Raw genomic sequence first — 18,424 nt, forward strand, 5'->3', positions numbered from 1 at the left:
GTCTTTAAGTCGGACTCCATGAATTCCTCTGCTCGATGCATACATCCTATCGGCGATGCAATATTATGCTTACGCCGATTATTGGTTAATCCATCTTCAAGATAATTTCCGACGTAAATGGCTTTATTAATATGTACCATCTCATATTTTCTAGCCATTCTAACCCAAACAAGATCTTCCCCAAGGAATTTCTCATTCGGGTATTCAGGAAACGGGAATTCCTTCAAGCAATGTGTTTTGAACACCTCTGCCTTATCTGCGCCAGTGTCATCACCGTTTACGCGCACATCGATATAGGAACCTATTTTTTCATTGACATCAAACTTCTTGCCATTGACTTTACCATCAGGAAACGCTCTGAGAAATGCATATCCACAGATATTGTTTTGTGACCTGTATTTCTTGTGAATCTTCAGTATCGACTCAACTGCATCATCTGTCACACAGTCATCTGAATCAACTATAAAGGTAAGTTCGCTGCAAATGGTCTGTATTCCTACATTTAAAGCAGTGTGTTTTCCACCATTACTCTTATAGATATACCGTATTGGAAAATCACTTTTTTCTTGTAACTTAGTTATTAGATTTTTCGTACCATCAGTACTTCCGTCATCAACTACAAGCCACTCAAACTCTTTTACAGTTTGCTTTTGCAGTGAATCCCAGAGGCTTTGTAATCCCCCCCCCGATTAAAGGTAGGGGTTAAAACTGTTATCATCATAGTTATTGTTTTCCTTATTTATTCTCCATCTGCTGTGCAATATCAGCATCCACGATTTCCTCACCGGTCTTATGCTTCAGCTGCTCTTTACTTGCCTCACTCAGACCGTTGTTGATCACACAGTTCATATCGCAGGTGCTGCACTTGTCCAGTTCCTCTTTGGTGACTTTGCCATCACGGTAGTCACGGCAGATCTTCAGCTCATACATGCTGTATGGATGTTTTGTGAAGAGAGCCTTGAACTTATGAACCAGAACCCAAGTAGCAGGCTTCCAGATGTACTTATGCATAGCCGGGCTGACAGAGCCAATCATCCAGCAGTCACGGTCGCAGCAACGAACCTTTGCACGAACCTTCTCTGCTTCTGTGCTATTCCACAGCTCATCCCAAGTCTGATTGTTCAGGTTACCCATGACTTCCTTATCCTTGGTACCATTGCAAGGCATAACGTCGCCATATGGGTCGATGAAGAAGGTATCAAAACTCATGTCGCAAGGCAGCAGACGCTTCTGGCCGTAGATGTAGTTGATCAGGCCGTGGTTGAAGTAAGCACGGAACCACTTCTTCGGGCTGTTGCTGCGGAGCAGTTCGTTGACCAGATTCTCGAAGTTCTTTGCGACCATAGGACGGTCATGGATGATGTTCTTTGCCTCCACGAAGTAGAAGCTGTTATGCAGAGAAGCAGTTGCAAACTCCATGCCCATCTCATCGGAAATCTTGTACAAAGGAACCAGATCCGGGGCATTCTTATCCTGAACGGTCATGCCAAAGCCAACATCCTTCATACCCATTTCACGCAGCTTCTTCAGCGTGCCATAACCACGCTGGTAGCCGTTCTGCAGACCACGAATCTCGTTGTTGGTCTGCTCCAGACCTTCGATAGAGATACGAATACCGATCTGCGGGAACTCCTTGCACAGGTCAACGATACGGTCGGTGAAGAAACCATTCGTGGAAATAACGATACGGTCAGACTTCTTGTAGAGTTCACGCACGATTTCCTTCAAGTCAGTGCGGATGAACGGCTCACCGCCGGTGATATTGGTAAAGTACATCTTCGGCAGCTTCTTAATAGTTTCGATGCTGATTTCCTCTTCCGGCTTGGAAGGCGCTTTATAGCGATTGCACATAGAGCAACGAGCGTTGCAGCGATAAGTGACGATGACCGTACCATTTAACTTCTTTTCTTCAGACATGATTAACTCTCTCTTTCATACATATAATAAATTTCTCTAGTACCACTTTTGCGATGTAAGAAAAGGCAATCGCTCCAGTAAGTGTTAAAACTGCCGTTACGCCATATGAAATGGCATTTAATCCAAACATGTGATTTATCTTCAACTTCTCCAAAACTCGATAAATCATCATATGGCTCAAGTAAACCTCGAAACTAATAGAACTAAGTTTTTTTATCAGCTTGTTTTCTCCTAGCTTTCCGTCGGTAGTTATCGCAAAGATAATAATTGCCACAGAAAAAACGGCCATAACCAAGTCATTTTGACTTAGAAAATAATATGCACTAGCCGTTATCGCGAGAATTATAACTGCAACAATTCTATTATTCTTCAGCCGCTCCAACTCATCTCGATAAAGATAAATCAGGCCCCCCGCCATGAAAAATATCGCACTGTACAGGATGTTTTCTCTATCCATAAAATTTCCCAGTACATGTTGCTCATCAAAAAAGTACAACTGACAGAGAATGTTATAAATTCCAGCAATAATAAAACCCAGCCATGCTCTTTTCTTTGAAAACAACAAAAAGCAGAAAAATGGAAACAACAAGTAAAAAACAAATATTACTGCCAAAGTCCAACTCACGCCTACAACAGAAATCTGTGGGTTTGGCAGTAGCCCCTGCAGCATTGTAAGATTTGCAAAAATCTCATATACACTATCCGCACTTGGAGAAATCACCACATCCAAAATGCAGAGCAATGCAAAGAATGGCCATAGTTTTTCATATCGGCGTTTATAGAATGCTTCTATATTAATTGTTCCTGCTTTGAATTTCTCATAGTATCCGCAACACATTCCAAAGGCACTTACCATCATAAACAGAATGGTAAAATTGCCTGCCGTTCCGATAACTTTTTCGAATAAAAATCCGCTTAGACCGTAATTCCCATTTGTAAACACATGCATTAGAACAATGCCCGCTATCGCTATAACACGAACCACATCTAGCCCTGGATAATGATTATTCGCAATTATTCTTTCATTCATCCTTGTTTATTCTCTCCGCAATACACCTTCATAATTTTCTCGTAATACTCATCAATGGTATCGAAGCTGATGTCCTTGCAGTTCGCACTGTACTCCGCACACCGCTTCTTATCACTCCAGAGCTTCTCAATCTTTCTCTTCAAATCTTTCCCGTTACCGCTTTCAAACAACTCGCCGGTCTTGCCAACCTGAATCAGCTCCGGGATACCACCTATCTCAGCTCCCAGCACCGGCGTGCCGTACATCTGGGATTCCATCACGGAGAACGGGCAGTTCTCATACCACTCCGAAGGGTAAATGGAGAACCGTGCCTCACGGATGAGCTTTTCCAGTGCCTCGCCCTTCTGAAATCCAACGTTCTTGATGTTTTTAATACCGTTTACTGTCTCTTCCAGCGGGCCAGTACCAGCGAAGATGAACTGCACATCCGGCAGTTCTTTACAGACCTTGATGAGCGTGCCGATACCCTTCTCCTCCGAGAAGCGGCCAAAGTAGAGGACGTAATCCTTCTTCTCCGTTTCTTTCCACTCCACCTTGTCGATGAAGTTGTGCATGGCCACGGTCTTCGTTGCAAACAACGGGTTGCTGTCCACCTTGCTCTTCATGAACTCCGAGCAGCAGATCATGGTGTCAATGTACTTATAGGTACCCTTCCACTTCCAGAACTCAGCCTCCATCATGCCGATGGCCGACTTCGCAGTGGAGCCGTGGATGCACTTGCCTTTCATGCAATTCACGAAATGACCGCCGAGGCATTTCTCACAGTTCTGGTGGGTGTTTGGATTGTTCAGCATGTGGTTCGGGCAGACCAGCTGGTAGTCATGTGCCGTGAAGATAATCTTACAATCCCTTCCGGTCTCCTTGCGCCACTTCACGATTTCCAGAATGATGGAAGGTGTCAGCTGGTAGTTGAAGTTGTTCAGGTGACAGACATCCGGCTTGAAGTCGTCCAGAACTTTTCTCAGCTGCACCCGTGATTCCTTGCTGTAGATGGTCTTGATGGGGTAAGTCAGCTTGCTCAGTTTGCTGCCGCCGTGAAAGTCCATATCAGATGTATAAGCATTGACACGGTTGCCCACGCAGCGACCTTCATGCTCCATTCCGAAGTACTGAACCTCATGTCCATGCTGCTTCAGTACCTCCCCCAGCTTGAATATATATGTTTCACTACCGCCGTTGGCGTACAGAAATTTATTTATCATTAACACTTTCATCTATGATTTTCTCCTGTATAGCTTCATCGTTTCCCTTACAACCTCGTCCCAGTTGTATTTCTTACAGACAAAATCTGCTGCCTGTTGTTTCAGTTTCATAACTTTTTCAGGATGGTCACAGGCATCCTGAATCTTTTCTTTCAAGTCCTCTATATCTGACTTTTTGAAAATCAATGCCTTATCTTCTACGACTTCTGTACATTCGGGAATGTCGGAGACCAGGCAGCAGTTGCCATAGCTCATGGCTTCCAACAGGCTCAGCGGCATACCCTCCAGATCAGAAGGCAAGGTGTAAATATATGCATTACTATACAGTTCATCCAGCATCTTTCCCTGTACGAATCCTGTAAAAATAATTCTGTCATCTTTCTTTGCCGATTCCTGCAGTTCCTTCATAAAGGAGTCTGTATCACTGGAACCGCCTGCAATGACCAGTTTCTTATCTGTACAGACATTTTTAAATGCTTCTATCAGATATCGGATGCCTTTTTCCGGCACCAGCCTGCCAAGAAACAAGATATAGGAATTCTCTGTCAGGCCAAACTTTTGGGTAATCAGTTCCGCTTTTCTGATTTCCGGACGGTTTACACCGTTTGGAATGAACCATGTATCTCTGTCATAAGTATTTTTAAAGTAATCCTGAACTCCTTTACTCAGAACAATAATCTCATCTGCGTATTTCACAGCATTCTTTTCGCCCTGTCGGATAAACTTTGAACCAAATCCTGATTTCCATTTTTCACGCTGCCAGTCTATTCCATGTATGGTAACTACCACTTTTTTCCCAAACAACTTTGGCAGCCATGCAAAAAATGCAGGTCCCTCAGCATGAATGTGCACTACATCATATTTTCCAAATGCACTGTAAAAAGCTGCAAAAAAAGAAGAACTCACAGCTGCAAGCCCTTTTTTCTCGATAGTCGGAACATATTTCTGACGGATTCCTTCATATTCTGTTTTATTGTCATACTCTGCACCACTCACATGATGGCCTGAACGGTTATAACAGGTAACTGTACAGCCATTTTGCACCATTCTGGTGCAAAGTTCTTTTGCTACAATTTCAATTCCGCCTTCTCTGCTCAGTCGCTTCTGACCGAACATAGAAACCGCCAGTTTTCTTTCCATATTATACGGATCCTTCTCTCTTCAGTACTGTCATCACTGTCTTAAACAGAATCTTTATATCCAGTCCAAAGTTCCAGTTACTGATATATTCTGTATCCAGTCTCACTACTTCTTCAAAGTCTGTAATGTCACTTCTTCCACTTACCTGCCACATACCTGTAATCCCCGGTTTAATGGCAATTCTGGCTCTGTGATGCAGCTCATATTTCTGCAATTCATCTTGTAATATTGGTCTGGTGCCCACAAGACTCATGGTCCCATTCAGCACATTCCAGAACTGTGGGAATTCATCAAGTGATGTTTTTCTGATAAATTCTCCTATCCCGGTTTTTCTGGTTCCGTCGGGCAGGATCTTATTTCCTATTACACGGGGGTCGAAATCAATCTTAAACATACGGCCATCACTCATTTTATTCTGTGCCATAAGTTCTGCCCTGCGTTCTTCTGCGTCCATATACATGCTTCGGAATTTGTACATTTTAAATGGTTTTCCATTCTGACCGATCCGTATCTGTGAGAAGAAGATCGGACCCGGAGAGCTGATATAAATGGCCGGTGCCACAAAGATAAAGATAATCCCTGTCAGAAGACAGCCTGCCAGTCCACCCAGGATATCCAGTGCTCTTTTGGCAAGTGCCTGTCTGTCCGTAGCATAGTTCATAGTGGTCGTCAGAACTGTATATCCACCTATAGTCTCTACAAATTGTTTCTGCCCGGGGGTGCTTCTGACTTTTGCCAGGTTCACATGAACTGCCATTCCCATTTCCAGCAGTTCATTTATCAGTTCATGGGGGTATGGATAAGACGCATCTACGTTTATAAAAACTTCATCTACCCATTGCTGGCAAATATAGGATGCAGCATTCTTTAAGTCTGCCACAACCGGAATTCCTTCAATTTCCCTGCCTGCTATATTTTTATCAATGATTATGAGACCATTGATGTTGTATCGATTATAATTGTGATTTTTTACATTCTGGATTACTTTTGGCGCAAGATTATAATTTGTTACAATATAGAGTGAATGTTCTCCACCTTCTGCCATTTTATAGATCAGGTGTTTTTTCCATATTATTCTTGTGCCATAGGACAGGAGTACATAAAAGACTCCCATAAGATACAGAACTGTCCTTGAGAAGCTGTGTCCATTACTGACAGTGAACAGATACAGACCACTTGCCAGTTCTATCAGGATCATCTGCTGGATAACAGAACGTAATTCCTGGTAATAACCTCTCCTCAGAACGCCTTTATAAGATTCAAAAATAATGATCAGAAATAAATCTGCCAGTATTACAAAGAATATCATGTTGTGATATATTCCCAGTTCAAATATGTTCCGGACAGAACCATTTCGAACCAGATATGCCAGTATTAAAGACAGAAATAAACACACAAGATCTAAAAATATAAAGTCCTTGTGTTTATACCATCCTCTTGATTTTTTTCTATACATACGCCTTCCTTAGTTTCTCCTTCTTTTTCTCATACTTTTTTTACTATTTCCAACCCAACCTCCATATCCACGCTCCTTCCAAACATTTCTATGGAAACCCAGGCTTTTCTTTTGTGTCTGTTGATTTTTCTGATATAACCTTCCATGCCCTGTAATGGTCCTGTGAGTATCCTGACCTGATCATTTTCTATGATCCCTGTGGACATGGCTACCAACTGTTCTTCTTTTCCCAGCTTCAGAAGCAGCTCTACTTCTTCCTGAGATAGGGGGATGATCTCGTCTCCTGTTCCCAGAAGCCTGGTCATTCCTGTGACTTTCCTCAGGTTTTCAGCCAGCTGTTCCAGATTTTCGGCAATTAAAAAGACATACCCGGGAAAGAGGATTCTTTCCTGAATATGCCATTTGCCTTGAAATCGTTTCTTCTGTTGATAGTAGGGAATAAAGCAGCGTTTTAGTATATCGCTGCTTATCAGCCGCTGACATTGACAGCGGATGTTCTCTTCTGTGCCTGTTCGCACCTGCATCACATACCACATTGGATATCTTACCTCCGTATTTTGGGTATGCTTCGCCATTCTGCCTGTATTTCAAGACAGATTCTCTTCAAGATATGTAAATCAATATCCTTAAACGCGGCAAAGCGACGATTCAAAGACTATAGACCTTTTGTCTTATCTACACGTTATTATAGCTTTATTGCCAAAAAGATGCAATAATTTTTGGTACTTTTTATCATTTATCTGCTGCTGTATCAGTTGGTGTTTCCGTAGGTTCTGCTGTAGGTCGTACCATCATGTCGTCCAGTACACCAATATCTTCCTCCGTCTCTTTGCCGGCCAGCTTTTCTTTGTATTCTGTGCGTTCTGCACGTTCCTGGCGGTTTACCTTTACAACAAACAGAAGGCCTGCCACCAGAGCAATAACCAGTACATAGTAGAGCACTGAGGACATGAATTTATTTTTTTTATGTCTGCGTCTGCGAGATTTTCGTGACATTGAACTGTTCCTCTCTTATCAGATTATTTTGCATCTTTTGTGAAGATTGCAAGAGGTCCCATGCCTTTGAATTCGCCTTTGATCACAAGATTCGGCTGTTCAGAAGAGCCTGCTTCGTCCTTAACGATCCAGTTCATCAGATCATCTTCTGCATCAGCTGTCTCATCTGTGTCAGCAGTCTCATCTGCGTCGTCTGCTGCCTCAGCTTCCTCTTCTTCTTTTTCCGGATATGCGAAGCTCAGTTCAGGCTCTGCAAGATAGTTAAGCTCTCCTGTAGAAGCATCTGCCTGTACAACAATGCTGTCCGGGATTGTGAATGGCTCTATCTCTGTAAGAAGGCTCAGGTCGCCCTCTGCTGTATCAACATCAAAGTCTGCATCATTAGCAGTTACAAGGCTCTTCCAGTCAACACTATCAATGTCACAGTTTACCTGTGCATCAAGAGAGCCGGACATGTCATAGGAGTAATCATCTGACATCTTGATTGCCATATCTATAAGACTGCTTGCGCTGACATAGTCATCCAGGTTGATGGTCTGTCCGTTGTCCAGTGTGACCTCTTTGTTCTCTGTATCTGTCAGATCATCGATAAAATCTGTCAGAGTGAAGCCTGCTTTCTGATCTTTCAGCTTCTCTGCCGCATCAGCTACCTTTTTGTCTGCATATTTCTCAGGAGAAACCTTCTTGGTTACAACAGGAACCTTCTCTATCAGCATTACAGGTCCAAGTGAATCGAAGGTGGCTGTGACTTCGCCTGTGGCTTTGTCCAACTTCTCAATTGCAACAAAGGCAACCTTTCCTGTTGTCGGATCGATCTGCATCAGAAGTACATCTTTCTTCTTTACATCCTTGGCAGCTTCGATGGTAAGGGTTGTTTTAATAGCACCATTTGTTTCATATGTGATCTTATCATCTTCCTTAATAACCAGATCTACGAAAGGTGTCAGAGGCTCATACAGAGACGGATTTACTTTCTTCTCTGTATTTGTTTTAATTGTTTCTGTTGTATCTACCTTAAGGTCTTTCAGAATCTCATTCATGGTTACCTTGGTATTATCATCATTTACTTTTGTTACTACCTCTGCAACTTTTTTATCCTTGTAGGCACCTGTGTCAACATCTTTTACGATCAGTTCCTGTTTGTTTGACAGATTTCCCTCAACTACCTTTGGAGCTTCCGGAATGATCTGTCCGATGCTTGGGGCTGCATATACATTGGCAGATGCTGCAATTGTCATTGCTGCAAGTAAAATGCTGAAATATTTTCTTTTCATAAGAATGCCTTCCTTTCTGTCTTCTTCTGGCTCTATTCTTATTAATTTACGGTTACTTTATAACAAGGCGGTTGAAAAACAGCAGCCTGTCATATTTTTTCATAAAATAAACGGATGATCAGTTCCCGGAGTGCATCTTCATCCACATGGAACTCATCATGAAGGTCTCCCTCCTGGTCTGTTCCCGGAAGCTGCTCTATACTGTCCTCTGTGAACTCTGCTTTCTTAAGAGTCTTCACAAGTCCCAGATACTGGTTGCGTGTCACACTTGTCTGGATATAATCGTCCATCACATCGAGGGAATCCCATGCTTTCTCAAGGTCATTCTCATCCATGGACTGCATCTTCTCAACATAGGCTGTGAGATAGGCTTTCTGTCTCTGCATACGGCCCTCATTGCTGAAGGACTCCTCTGTATTCCTGTACTGAAGGAAATCCTTTATGTTGCTGTCATCCAGGGTAACCTGTGCACCCTCTGCCATCTCCGGATATTTCTCCTGAAGATCGTTGTTTGGCACTGTAAGTGTGATCCCGCCTGCCAGCTCATTGATATAGGGCATGGAGTCCTGGTTTGTCACTACATAGCGCTTCACAGGGATATCTCCAAGTAAAAGGGATACTGCCTCACAGAGGCTCTCACAGCTTACCTTTCCCCCATCGCCATAGCTGTAGGCATATCCGATGTGTGTGGTATAGAGTCCCTTGTCATTGCCGTTCATTGTATATCTTCGGATATCAGTCATGGTATCACGGTTAATGGAGAGAATAGTCATCCTGCGATTCTTCTCATCCATCACCACCAGAGCAATACTGTCTGCCCTGGCTTTATTTCCATACTGGGAGGAAGCTTCCAGCTTGCCTGTGGAGTCCACACCGGCATAGAGAATATTTGTGATACGGTTATTATACTGATATTCCTGACCTTTGTAAACAATATTTCTATAACTGTTGCCCACATTGTGGGTGTTCCCTGCAGTGATCTGCATAGATTTCTGCTTTGTCTGTTCCATATGGATAAAAACTGCTGCAAACAAAGCTACAGCCAGGCAGATCACCAGACTGATGATGATCTGTTTCTTATTTACAGGGTTATTTCTTCTTTTCTTTTCCATTCTTCTTAGCGCTCTTTCCATAGCCGTATCCGTAGCCATAGCCGTAACCATAACCGTAGCCATATCCATAGCCATAATGTTTCTCATAAACCGGCGCTTTGTTCAGCACTGCGCCGAGGAGACGGATACCTGCATATTGTATCTGCTGCTTCGCCTTATCAGCCTGTGCCCTGTCTGTCTTTCCGCTCTCCACAACAAGGACAGTTCCGTCGCACTGCTTGGCGATCAACAGCCCGTCGATAACCAGATTCAGCGGCGGAGTGTCTACGATCACATAATCATAAACGCTTCGCACGAATTCCATCAGCTCTGCAAATAGCGGACCTGATACCAGCTCACTTGGGTTTGGTGCCACTGCACCTGTAAAGATCATGTCAAGGTATTTGTCATCTGTGCGGTAGATGATCTTCTCTTTGCTGATATTTCCGCACAGGTATTCGCTTAATCCCTTCTTCTCACCTACAATATCATATCTGTTCTGTATGGTAGAATTACGGATATCGCAGTCTATAAAGAGGATCCTCTTCTCAAGCCCTGCCATGCTCTTTGCCAGGCGGAAGGCTATTGATGATTTACCCTCATTAGCAACGGAGCTTGTTACAGCTATTGTTTTAATATTGCTTCCACTTAACTGGATGTTTCCACGCAGAACATTAATGGCCTCATTTACGCGGAAAGATACATCTGATACATGTGGATGTATTACCTCTGTCTGTCTTCCCGTATATCCGGATTCTTTCACAAGATCCTGAAACAGGGATTCAATATTGTTATCTTCTCTGTCCATCTTCTACTCTTTCTTCTCTTCGTAATAAGGAATCACACTAAGTACCGGGATATCCAGATATCTCTTCAGGTCATCCTCTGTCTTTAATGTAGTGTCTGTCATGTAACGTACGCAGATCAGTCCACAGGCTGCGATAAGTCCCAGCAGAAGTCCAATCGCCAGATATTTTGTCAGTGCAGGAGTGATCTCATCCACTGCCTCTGCCTCTGAGTAATCGATAACTGTAGGTTCGCTGCTTCCTACCACCTGGTAAATACGATCCAGTCCGATATTCATCAGACTGTTTGCAATATCTCTGCACAGTTCCACGTCACCGCAGGTAACTGTGATGGTAATAATATGGGAATTGTCCGGATTCGTTACACTGACCAGTTTACTGAGTCCTCTGTAATCCAGATCCAGATCCAGCTCTTTGATGACCTGTTTGAGAACATTACGGCTCTTGATGATCTTCGCATAGTCCTCTGTAAGCTCTGAACTCAGCTGCAGGTCAGAAACTGTGATCACGGATTCATTGTTTGTGATAAAAATGGATGCATCCGCCTGATAAGATGGTTTCACCCCCACCAGATAATAGACACCTGCCAGCATTGCTGTGATCAGCATGGTCAGCAGAATAATTTTCCAATGATTGACCAGTACCCAGAAAAGTTCCACAAGGTCTATGGTGTCTTCCTGCTGTATGATCGTCTCAGTGACCACAGGCTGCGCAGGATTTTCCCGGGTATTCTTTGCCTCTTTTATCAAATTCTTGATTCTCCTTCCTTATATGATCAAACCGGAGTTACAGGCCGGTCCGTACTTTATAGATTGTAATATGATTTCTGACGTTCTTCAAGTGTATTTGACAAATTTTCTTCTGTTTTCCCCATTTTTTACAATTGTGGAAGGATTTTCAATAAAAATTTTGTCAGCATATTCCTGTCCCATTTTGCTGATGACTTTTTTGTATGCTTCTCCTGTGCGGCAGATCCTGTACCGACTGTCGTGGCAGTCAGAGCCTACGAAGTGAAGGAGGTCTCCTTTCATCAGCTTCCTGCAGAATCTTTTTGTATAGAATCCGCTTTTTCCCAGAATGCTATCTGCATTTACCTGCATATAGGCGCCCATCTGTGCAAGGTCCCTGATCAGTTCCAGGTCACCCCAGATGTTGTCGCAGCGTTCTACATGTGCGATGATGGGACGGTAGCCTACGATGATAAGGCTGCGGAGACGGTCTTCTATGTAGCTGTATTCTGCATTTCCTGAGAATTCTACCAGAACATAGCCGGAATCTGCCATTGTACTGACTCTTCCCTCATCCAGCATTCTGCTCATCTGCATGTTTGCATGGAATTCACAGCCCAGGTATATTCTCATTCTGTCTTCCTTAGCAAGCTCCTGATTGAATTCCTGTACGCATTTCTCCACCAGAGCGAACTGGCTGCGGATGGTGCGGATGGGTGTATCAAACATCTGATCTCTGTAATGAGGGGTTGCGATAATGTTTCTAACTCCCTGTTCATATTCCATGCGGAGCAGTCTGCGGGTTTCCTCCAGGTCCTGTGCTCCGTCGTCCACTCCCGGAATCAGGTGGCAGTGGATATCAAATAAACCGTGGTCTGTCATATTTCTCTTTCATCTCCCTTTATTGCAAATAACTGCAAAAACACCGTCCCTATATAAACTTATACAGGGACGGTGTCTGAACATCATGATTATGATAAATTATTCTTCTGTAGCTTCCTCAGCCGGTGCCTCAAGAGCTTTCATGCTCAGGCTGATCTTCTTGTCTTCGCCGTTGAAGTCAACAACCTTAGCTTCGATCTCCTGTCCAATTGACAGTACGTCTGCAGGTTTAGCAACGTGCTCTCTGGAAATCTGGGATACGTGAAGGAGTGCATCTACTCCAGGTGCAAGCTCTACGAATGCACCGAAGTCTGTCATACGTGCAACTTTACCTTTAACTACGTTTCCTACAGCGAAGTCCTCAGCTGCTGTGAGCCATGGATTTGCTTCCGGGAATTTAAGGGAAAGTGCGATCTTCTCTCCGTTGATCTCTTTGATAAGAACTTTGACTTTATCGCCAACAGTGAATACTTTCTTCGGGTTCTCTACTCTGCCCCAGGACATTTCGGAAATGTGAAGAAGTCCGTCAGCTCCGCCCAGATCGATGAATGCACCGAAATCTGTAACGTTCTTAACTGTTCCTTCAACTGTGTCGCCAACATGGATTCTCTCCATTAATTCTTTCTGTTTCTCTGCTTTCTCAGCGAGAAGAAGCTGTTTACGGTTACCGATGATGCGGCGTCTTCTCGGGTTGAATTCTGTGATAACGAATTCGATCTCCTGATCTGCATATTTGGAAAGGTCTTTCTCGTATGTGTCGGAAACGAGACTTGCAGGAATGAATACTCTTGCTTCGTCTACGTTTACACAAAGTCCGCCGTCAAGTACCTGAGTTACAGGAGCTTTTAATACTTCCTGATTCTCAAATGCTTCTTCAAGACGTTTGTTGCCTTTCTCTGCTGCCAGTCTCTTGTAAGTAAGAGTAACCTGACCTTCTCCATCGTTTACTTTGAGAACTTTTGCTTCCATTGTGTCTCCAACGTGAACAGCATCTGTGAGTACAAGGCTTGCATCGTTAGAGTATTCGTTCTTTGTGATAATACCGTCTGCTTTATAACCGATATTCAGAATAATCTCATCTTCTTTAACATCGATGACAGTACCCTGTACAATCTCTCCATTTCTGATAGTCTTTACGGAATCTTCCAGCATTTGTTCAAAACTTAATTCTGACATGTTCTTGAACCTCCTCAATAATTTTGTTTGGGGTGGAAGCCCCTGTCTGTAAGACCCACATAACTACTGCATTGGAACATTTCAGAATCCAAGTCTACAGGTGTTTGTATATAGTAAGTATTTCCACATTCCTTTTTACATATTTCAAACAGCTTTTGAGTATTGGAACTGTGCCGGCCACCTACGACCAACATAGTGTCTACCTCTCCGGCTATGTTTTTTGCTTCTCTCTGCCGTTCTTCGGTAGCATTACAAATAGTGTTTAAAATATTGAGAATATTTAAAACATTATTATCATACCTCTTTTTGCAAAGAATTTCAACTAAATCTTTAAATTTGTTGTAATTAAATGTCGTCTGGGACACAATGCTTATTTTTTTGCCTTTTGGGGGATTTATCAAATGCTTCGGCTTCTTCTTTGTTTCTGATCACCGTGTACGGTCCCTGACACCAGCCGCAGATGCCCTGTACTTCAGGGTGGTCTTTGTCGCCGATGATGATGATGTGGTTTCCTGCAAGGCTTTCTTTTTCCACGATCCTGTGGATTTTCAGAACGAAGGGGCAGGTCACATCTACATAAGAGATGTTTTTTTCTTTCAGCTTATCGTAGATGGCTTTGCCTACACCGTGAGAGCGGATGACTACTGTTCCGTTCTGCAGGGTGTCATCCGGGGAATCCAGATCCGCTTCTGCGATAACATGGACGCCACGAGCTTCCAGATCCGCTACTACGCCTTCGTTGTGGATGATCGGGCCCAGAGTGAAAATAGGTTTCTGTTCTGTGTCTATGAGTTCGTAGACTTTGTTCACTGCACGTTTGACGCCGAAGCAGAAGCCTGCTGTTTCTGCTACTTTTACTTTCATAAAATAATCCTTCTTAAATTATTTCTGCACTTTTTCCTTATATACATTAAGAATCGCATTTACAACATCATCAATTCCCATTTCCGAAGAATCTACAAGCACTGCGTCGTCTGCCTGTTTCAGAGGGGAGATTTCGCGGTTCATGTCGCGTTCGTCGCGCTCGATGATGTCTTTTCGGATCTGGTCCAAGTCGAAGGATTCTCCCTTCTGTTCATATTCCAGTGCTCTTCTTTTTGCTCTGGTGTCTGCGCTTGCTGTGAGGTAGATTTTTACTTCTGCGTTTGGAAGGATGGTTGTGCCGATATCTCTGCCGTCCATGACTACGTCGTTTTTCTCTGCCAGAGTTCTCTGAAGTTTCAGAAGATGGGCTCTGACTTTCGGGTTTGCGGAACTTTTGGATGCCATGTTTCCTACCTGTTCGGTGCGGATCATAGCATTTACGTTCTCTCCGTTGAGGATGACAATCTGTTCTCCGTTTTTGTATTCGATGGAGATGTCAGCGCCGGAACATACAGCCTCGATCTCTTCCTGATTTTCTCCGTTTACGCCATGGTTCAAAAGATATAAAGCCATTGCCCTGTACATGGCTCCTGTATCTACATAGATAAATGATAATTCTTTTGCTACTTTCTTTGCGATGGTACTCTTACCTGCTCCTGCAGGTCCGTCGATGGCTATATTGCATCCCATTTTCGTGGTTCCTCCTGTTTCTATTATTCAAACAGATTTTCTCTGTTTTATTATTGATTGATGTTTATAAATCGTTAAATAACGTATAGCTGAATCATATCATAGATATCATCCACCTACAAGGTACTCATCATCCGCTTTTTTCAGCTTACTGTATAGCCGTTACTGTGAACGGAGTGAACAGTAACGTATAGCCTGCGCTGCCAGATATGCGGTAGACCAGGCAATCTGTAAGTTATATCCACCTGTCACTGCATCCAGATCCAGCACTTCGCCTGCGAAGTAAAGACCTGAGATTTTCTTTGATTCCATTGTTCCGGGGTTGATCTCTTTGACAGAGACGCCGCCTCTGGTGATGATGGCTTCTTTGAACTCACCCATTCCTGTGATTGTGAAGGGGAAGGCTTTGATAAGGTCAATGAAGTGCTGGCGTTCTTCTCTGGAGATATCGTGGATTTTCTTCTCTGCGGGGATTCCACCCAGTTCCAGCATTACCGGAGTCAGAGATGACGGAAAAAGTACACCAATCACATTCTTGAACTGTTTGTTTGGTCCTGCTTCAAATTCACGCAGGATCCTGGCATCCAGTTGTTCTCTGGTGAGTGCAGGCTTCAGATCCAGATATGCGGACAGTTCGCCGTTTGGTGCTTTCGCCAGTTTTGCACCTATATGAGCACTGGCGGAGAGGATCATGGGACCTGTGACTCCGAAATGGGTGAACATCATCTCTCCGAAATCCTCATAGAGTACTTTCTTTCCATTCTTTATGGTAAGTCCTGTATTCTTAAGGGAAAGTCCCTGAAGCTTAGGGATATAGTCTTCTTTTGTCTTTAATGGGACAAGAGAAGGTGCAATGTCTGTGACCTTCAATCCAAGTTCTCTTGCAAAGCGGTATCCATCGCCTGTTGAGCCGGTGCTCTGATAAGAGAATCCGCCAGTTGCCACGATGACTGCATCGCCTTCCATGAAGGTTCCGTCTGTAAGGATGACTCCTGTGATCTTCTCCTGCGGTATGTCAGGTGATTTTTTTCCTTTTCTGCCTTTTCCTGCATCAGATCCTGATTCTGTTAATGTAGCTTCTGATTCCAGGGTATTTGCCGAATCTGTTACAGGTTTCTTTACGATTTCCTGTACAGCAGTGTGAAGATGAATCTTTGCTCCTGCTTTCTTCAGCTCACGCTCCAGAGCGCGGATGATGTCTGAGGAATGGTCAGACTGTGGGAATACTCTGTTTCCACGCTCTACCTTCAGAGGGACACCTGCTTTCTCAAAGAACTCCATTACATCCTGAGGGGTAAATGAATAGAAACTGCTGTAGAGGAACTTGGGATTGCTCATCATTGCAGGAAAGAGTTCTTCTGTGTCGCAGGCATTTGTCACATTGCATCTGCCTTTTCCTGTGATGAAGACTTTCTTTCCCAGTTTCTCGTTCTTCTCTAATATATGAACTTCATGATGGTTACGGGCCGCAAAAACCCCTGCCATCATTCCGGCGGCTCCGCCGCCGATTATTATAACTTTGCTCATGGAATATTCTCCTGTATTTATTTTACCCTGCAGATTGTCTATTTCATCATAGTTCCACGTCTCCGCTTCGCTACGATCAATATAGATATGTACCACTGGCATCATATCCCCATTGGCACATTATATTCCCGGGTATCATATTCTTTCATAATAACGCAAAGGAGCCTGCTTACGCAAGCTCCTTTTTTCGTTTGGACATATTTAATTACTGATCAATTATACAGGATATGCTCCGTTCTTTTTGTCAGCTGCTTTCTCGTCAACTTTTGTTTTCTGAGCCTGACGGTATTTGAAGAAGTCCATAGCTACCTGTGGGAACAGTGCGTATGTTAATACGTCTTCATCCTGTTCCTTGTACTGAGCCATTTCGCTCTCAAGTTTCTCAAGCTCGTTGTCAAGAAGGTCTGCCGGACGGCATGTGATCGGTTTCTCATCGCCGATACACTTCTTCTGTACTTCCGGATTAAACGGTTTTACAGTTGCGCCGTATTTTCCTAACAGGATATCTTTTGTTTCTTTTGTAACCATTTTGTATCTCTCGCCCATAAGTACGTTGAATACAGCCTGTGTACCAACGATCTGGGAAGACGGAGTAACAAGCGGCGGTTCACCAAGGTCTTTACGTACACGCGGAACTTCCTCGAGAACATCGTAGAATTTGTCTTCTGCGTGCTGTTCTTTCAGCTGGGAAGTCAGGTTGGAGAGCATACCGCCCGGTACCTGGTACAGTAAAGTTTTGATGTTAACACCAAGGTTCTTCGGATTGAGCAGTCCGCTGTCAAGAGCTTCGTCACGGATCGGACGGAAGTAGTCAGCGATCTCGGAGAGAAGCTTCTGATCAAATCCTGTGTCGTATGGTGTATCCTTGAATGTCTCAACCATAACCTCTGTTGCAGGCTGGGATGTTCCCAGTGCAAATGGAGACATTGCTGTATCGATGATATCCACACCTGCTTCTACTGCTTTTAAGTAAGTCATGGAAGCTACACCTGAGGTGTAATGTGTATGAAGGTCGATCGGGATCTTAACTGTTTCTTTTAATGCTGTTACAAGCTCTGTAGCTTTGTTTGGAAGGAGAAGACCTGCCATATCTTTGATACAGATGGAATCAGCGCCCATATCTTCGATACGTTTTGCAATGTCTGTCCAGTATTCCAGTGTGTAAGCATCTCCTAATGTGTAGGAAAGAGCTACCTGTGCATGAGCCTTCTCTTTGTTTGCAGCGCTTACTGCTGTCTGCAGGTTACGAAGGTCATTGAGGCAGTCAAAAATACGGATGATGTCGATTCCGTTTGCTGCAGATTTCTGTACGAAGTATTCTACAACGTCATCTGCGTATGGACGGTATCCAAGGATGTTCTGTCCACGGAAAAGCATCTGAAGTTTTGTGTTCTTGAAGCCGTCACGTAATTTACGAAGTCTTTCCCATGGATCTTCGTGAAGGAAACGAAGGGATGCATCGAATGTTGCACCACCCCAGCACTCTACTGCGTGATAGCCGACTTTATCAAGTTTATCTACGATCGGAAGCATCTGTTCTGTGGTCATACGTGTTGCAATCTGGGACTGATGAGCATCACGGAGAATGGTTTCCACAATTTTAACAGGTTTTTTCTCTAATTCTGCCATTATTAAATCTCCTTTA

17 protein-coding genes and 1 pseudogene are annotated in these 18,424 nt (G+C 43.6%); all 18 read right to left on the reverse strand.

All coding sequences use genetic code 11. From position 1 onward, the window contains the following. A partial coding sequence (locus AC075J_RS07840) for a glycosyltransferase family 2 protein (RefSeq protein WP_476390223.1) occupies nucleotides 1–656 on the reverse strand: 656 nt, incomplete at its 3' end. A 79-nt stretch (nucleotides 657–735) separates the two neighbouring features. Beyond that, the gene (locus AC075J_RS07845) at nucleotides 736–1,917 is read right to left on the reverse strand and encodes a radical SAM protein (RefSeq protein WP_476390211.1); all 1,182 of its coding nucleotides are present in this window, start codon (nucleotides 1,915–1,917) and stop codon (nucleotides 736–738) included. Beyond that, entirely contained in the window at nucleotides 1,910–2,947 is a 1,038-nt protein-coding gene (locus tag AC075J_RS07850) for an acyltransferase family protein (RefSeq protein WP_476390212.1), read from the reverse strand. Before AC075J_RS07850 ends, AC075J_RS07845 begins: the two co-directional genes overlap by 8 nt. Continuing rightward, complete coding sequence (locus tag AC075J_RS07855) at nucleotides 2,944–4,161, reverse strand: glycosyltransferase (protein WP_476390213.1); 1,218 nt, start codon at nucleotides 4,159–4,161, stop codon at nucleotides 2,944–2,946. Before AC075J_RS07855 ends, AC075J_RS07850 begins: the two co-directional genes overlap by 4 nt. Continuing rightward, nucleotides 4,162–5,289 (reverse strand): glycosyltransferase family 4 protein, encoded by a 1,128-nt coding sequence (locus AC075J_RS07860; protein ID WP_476390214.1) that lies wholly within the window; start codon nucleotides 5,287–5,289, stop codon nucleotides 4,162–4,164. Between the two features lies 1 nt (nucleotide 5,290). Next, nucleotides 5,291–6,745 carry a sugar transferase gene (locus AC075J_RS07865; protein WP_476390215.1) on the reverse strand — a complete coding sequence of 485 codons (1,455 nt, stop codon included), beginning with the start codon at nucleotides 6,743–6,745 and terminating at the stop codon, nucleotides 5,291–5,293. 29 nt (nucleotides 6,746–6,774) lie between these two features. Next, entirely contained in the window at nucleotides 6,775–7,281 is a 507-nt protein-coding gene (gene loaP, locus AC075J_RS07870) for an antiterminator LoaP (protein WP_062807633.1), read from the reverse strand. A gap of 196 nt (nucleotides 7,282–7,477) precedes the next feature. Further along, complete coding sequence (locus AC075J_RS07875; protein WP_349080079.1) at nucleotides 7,478–7,741, reverse strand: hypothetical protein; 264 nt, start codon at nucleotides 7,739–7,741, stop codon at nucleotides 7,478–7,480. Nucleotides 7,742–7,764: 23 nt separating this feature from the next. Further along, nucleotides 7,765–9,015: a hypothetical protein gene (locus AC075J_RS07880; RefSeq protein WP_476390216.1), complete on the reverse strand. Its 1,251-nt coding sequence runs from the start codon at nucleotides 9,013–9,015 to the stop codon at nucleotides 7,765–7,767. An 89-nt stretch (nucleotides 9,016–9,104) separates the two neighbouring features. Next, nucleotides 9,105–10,202 (reverse strand): LCP family protein, encoded by a 1,098-nt coding sequence (locus AC075J_RS07885; RefSeq protein WP_476390217.1) that lies wholly within the window; start codon nucleotides 10,200–10,202, stop codon nucleotides 9,105–9,107. Next, entirely contained in the window at nucleotides 10,105–10,914 is an 810-nt protein-coding gene (locus AC075J_RS07890; protein ID WP_476390218.1) for a CpsD/CapB family tyrosine-protein kinase, read from the reverse strand. The genes AC075J_RS07885 and AC075J_RS07890 overlap by 98 nt, the downstream gene beginning before the upstream one ends. A gap of 3 nt (nucleotides 10,915–10,917) precedes the next feature. Next, a complete protein-coding gene (locus AC075J_RS07895) occupies nucleotides 10,918–11,661 on the reverse strand; it encodes a YveK family protein (RefSeq protein WP_368255856.1) in 744 nt (247 codons plus the stop codon). Nucleotides 11,662–11,748: 87 nt separating this feature from the next. Further along, nucleotides 11,749–12,522, reverse strand: coding sequence for a CpsB/CapC family capsule biosynthesis tyrosine phosphatase (locus AC075J_RS07900; protein ID WP_368256942.1), 774 nt, complete (start codon nucleotides 12,520–12,522; stop codon nucleotides 11,749–11,751). A gap of 99 nt (nucleotides 12,523–12,621) precedes the next feature. Next, on the reverse strand, nucleotides 12,622–13,698 hold the full coding sequence (rpsA, locus tag AC075J_RS07905) for a 30S ribosomal protein S1 (protein WP_055052980.1): 1,077 nt from the start codon (nucleotides 13,696–13,698) through the stop codon (nucleotides 12,622–12,624). Then, nucleotides 13,679–14,562: pseudogene (ispH, locus tag AC075J_RS07910) on the reverse strand (4-hydroxy-3-methylbut-2-enyl diphosphate reductase). Before ispH ends, rpsA begins: the two are co-directional and overlap by 20 nt. A gap of 18 nt (nucleotides 14,563–14,580) precedes the next feature. Continuing rightward, nucleotides 14,581–15,252, reverse strand: coding sequence for a (d)CMP kinase (cmk, locus tag AC075J_RS07915; RefSeq protein WP_055201362.1), 672 nt, complete (start codon nucleotides 15,250–15,252; stop codon nucleotides 14,581–14,583). A gap of 162 nt (nucleotides 15,253–15,414) precedes the next feature. Further along, entirely contained in the window at nucleotides 15,415–16,779 is a 1,365-nt protein-coding gene (locus AC075J_RS07920; protein WP_476390219.1) for a BaiN/RdsA family NAD(P)/FAD-dependent oxidoreductase, read from the reverse strand. A gap of 216 nt (nucleotides 16,780–16,995) precedes the next feature. Next, on the reverse strand, nucleotides 16,996–18,408 hold the full coding sequence (locus AC075J_RS07925) for an oxaloacetate decarboxylase subunit alpha (protein WP_008704465.1): 1,413 nt from the start codon (nucleotides 18,406–18,408) through the stop codon (nucleotides 16,996–16,998). Nucleotides 18,409–18,424: the final 16 nt, after the last annotated feature.

It is taken from the genome of Blautia sp. ZXY-1-C6 (genome assembly GCF_056339875.1).

Excerpts from the sequence above, each read along its gene's own strand:
- AC075J_RS07875 (WP_349080079.1), bottom strand. The coding sequence starts at position 7,741 with ATGTCACGAAAATCTCGCAGACGCAGACATAAAAAAAATAAATTCATG.
- AC075J_RS07865 (WP_476390215.1), bottom strand. The coding sequence starts at position 6,745 with ATGTATAGAAAAAAATCAAGAGGATGGTATAAACACAAGGACTTTATA.
- AC075J_RS07885 (WP_476390217.1), bottom strand. The coding sequence starts at position 10,202 with ATGGCTATGGATATGGCTACGGTTATGGTTACGGCTATGGCTACGGAT.
- AC075J_RS07900 (WP_368256942.1), bottom strand. The coding sequence starts at position 12,522 with ATGACAGACCACGGTTTATTTGATATCCACTGCCACCTGATTCCGGGA.
- AC075J_RS07920 (WP_476390219.1), bottom strand. The coding sequence starts at position 16,779 with ATGAGCAAAGTTATAATAATCGGCGGCGGAGCCGCCGGAATGATGGCA.
- AC075J_RS07855 (WP_476390213.1), bottom strand. The coding sequence starts at position 4,161 with ATGAAAGTGTTAATGATAAATAAATTTCTGTACGCCAACGGCGGTAGT.
- AC075J_RS07845 (WP_476390211.1), bottom strand. The coding sequence starts at position 1,917 with ATGTCTGAAGAAAAGAAGTTAAATGGTACGGTCATCGTCACTTATCGC.
- AC075J_RS07925 (WP_008704465.1), bottom strand. The coding sequence starts at position 18,408 with ATGGCAGAATTAGAGAAAAAACCTGTTAAAATTGTGGAAACCATTCTC.
- cmk (WP_055201362.1), bottom strand. The coding sequence starts at position 15,252 with ATGGGATGCAATATAGCCATCGACGGACCTGCAGGAGCAGGTAAGAGT.
- AC075J_RS07850 (WP_476390212.1), bottom strand. The coding sequence starts at position 2,947 with ATGAATGAAAGAATAATTGCGAATAATCATTATCCAGGGCTAGATGTG.
- rpsA (WP_055052980.1), bottom strand. The coding sequence starts at position 13,698 with ATGTCAGAATTAAGTTTTGAACAAATGCTGGAAGATTCCGTAAAGACT.
- AC075J_RS07860 (WP_476390214.1), bottom strand. The coding sequence starts at position 5,289 with ATGGAAAGAAAACTGGCGGTTTCTATGTTCGGTCAGAAGCGACTGAGC.
- loaP (WP_062807633.1), bottom strand. The coding sequence starts at position 7,281 with ATGTGGTATGTGATGCAGGTGCGAACAGGCACAGAAGAGAACATCCGC.
- AC075J_RS07880 (WP_476390216.1), bottom strand. The coding sequence starts at position 9,015 with ATGAAAAGAAAATATTTCAGCATTTTACTTGCAGCAATGACAATTGCA.
- AC075J_RS07890 (WP_476390218.1), bottom strand. The coding sequence starts at position 10,914 with ATGGACAGAGAAGATAACAATATTGAATCCCTGTTTCAGGATCTTGTG.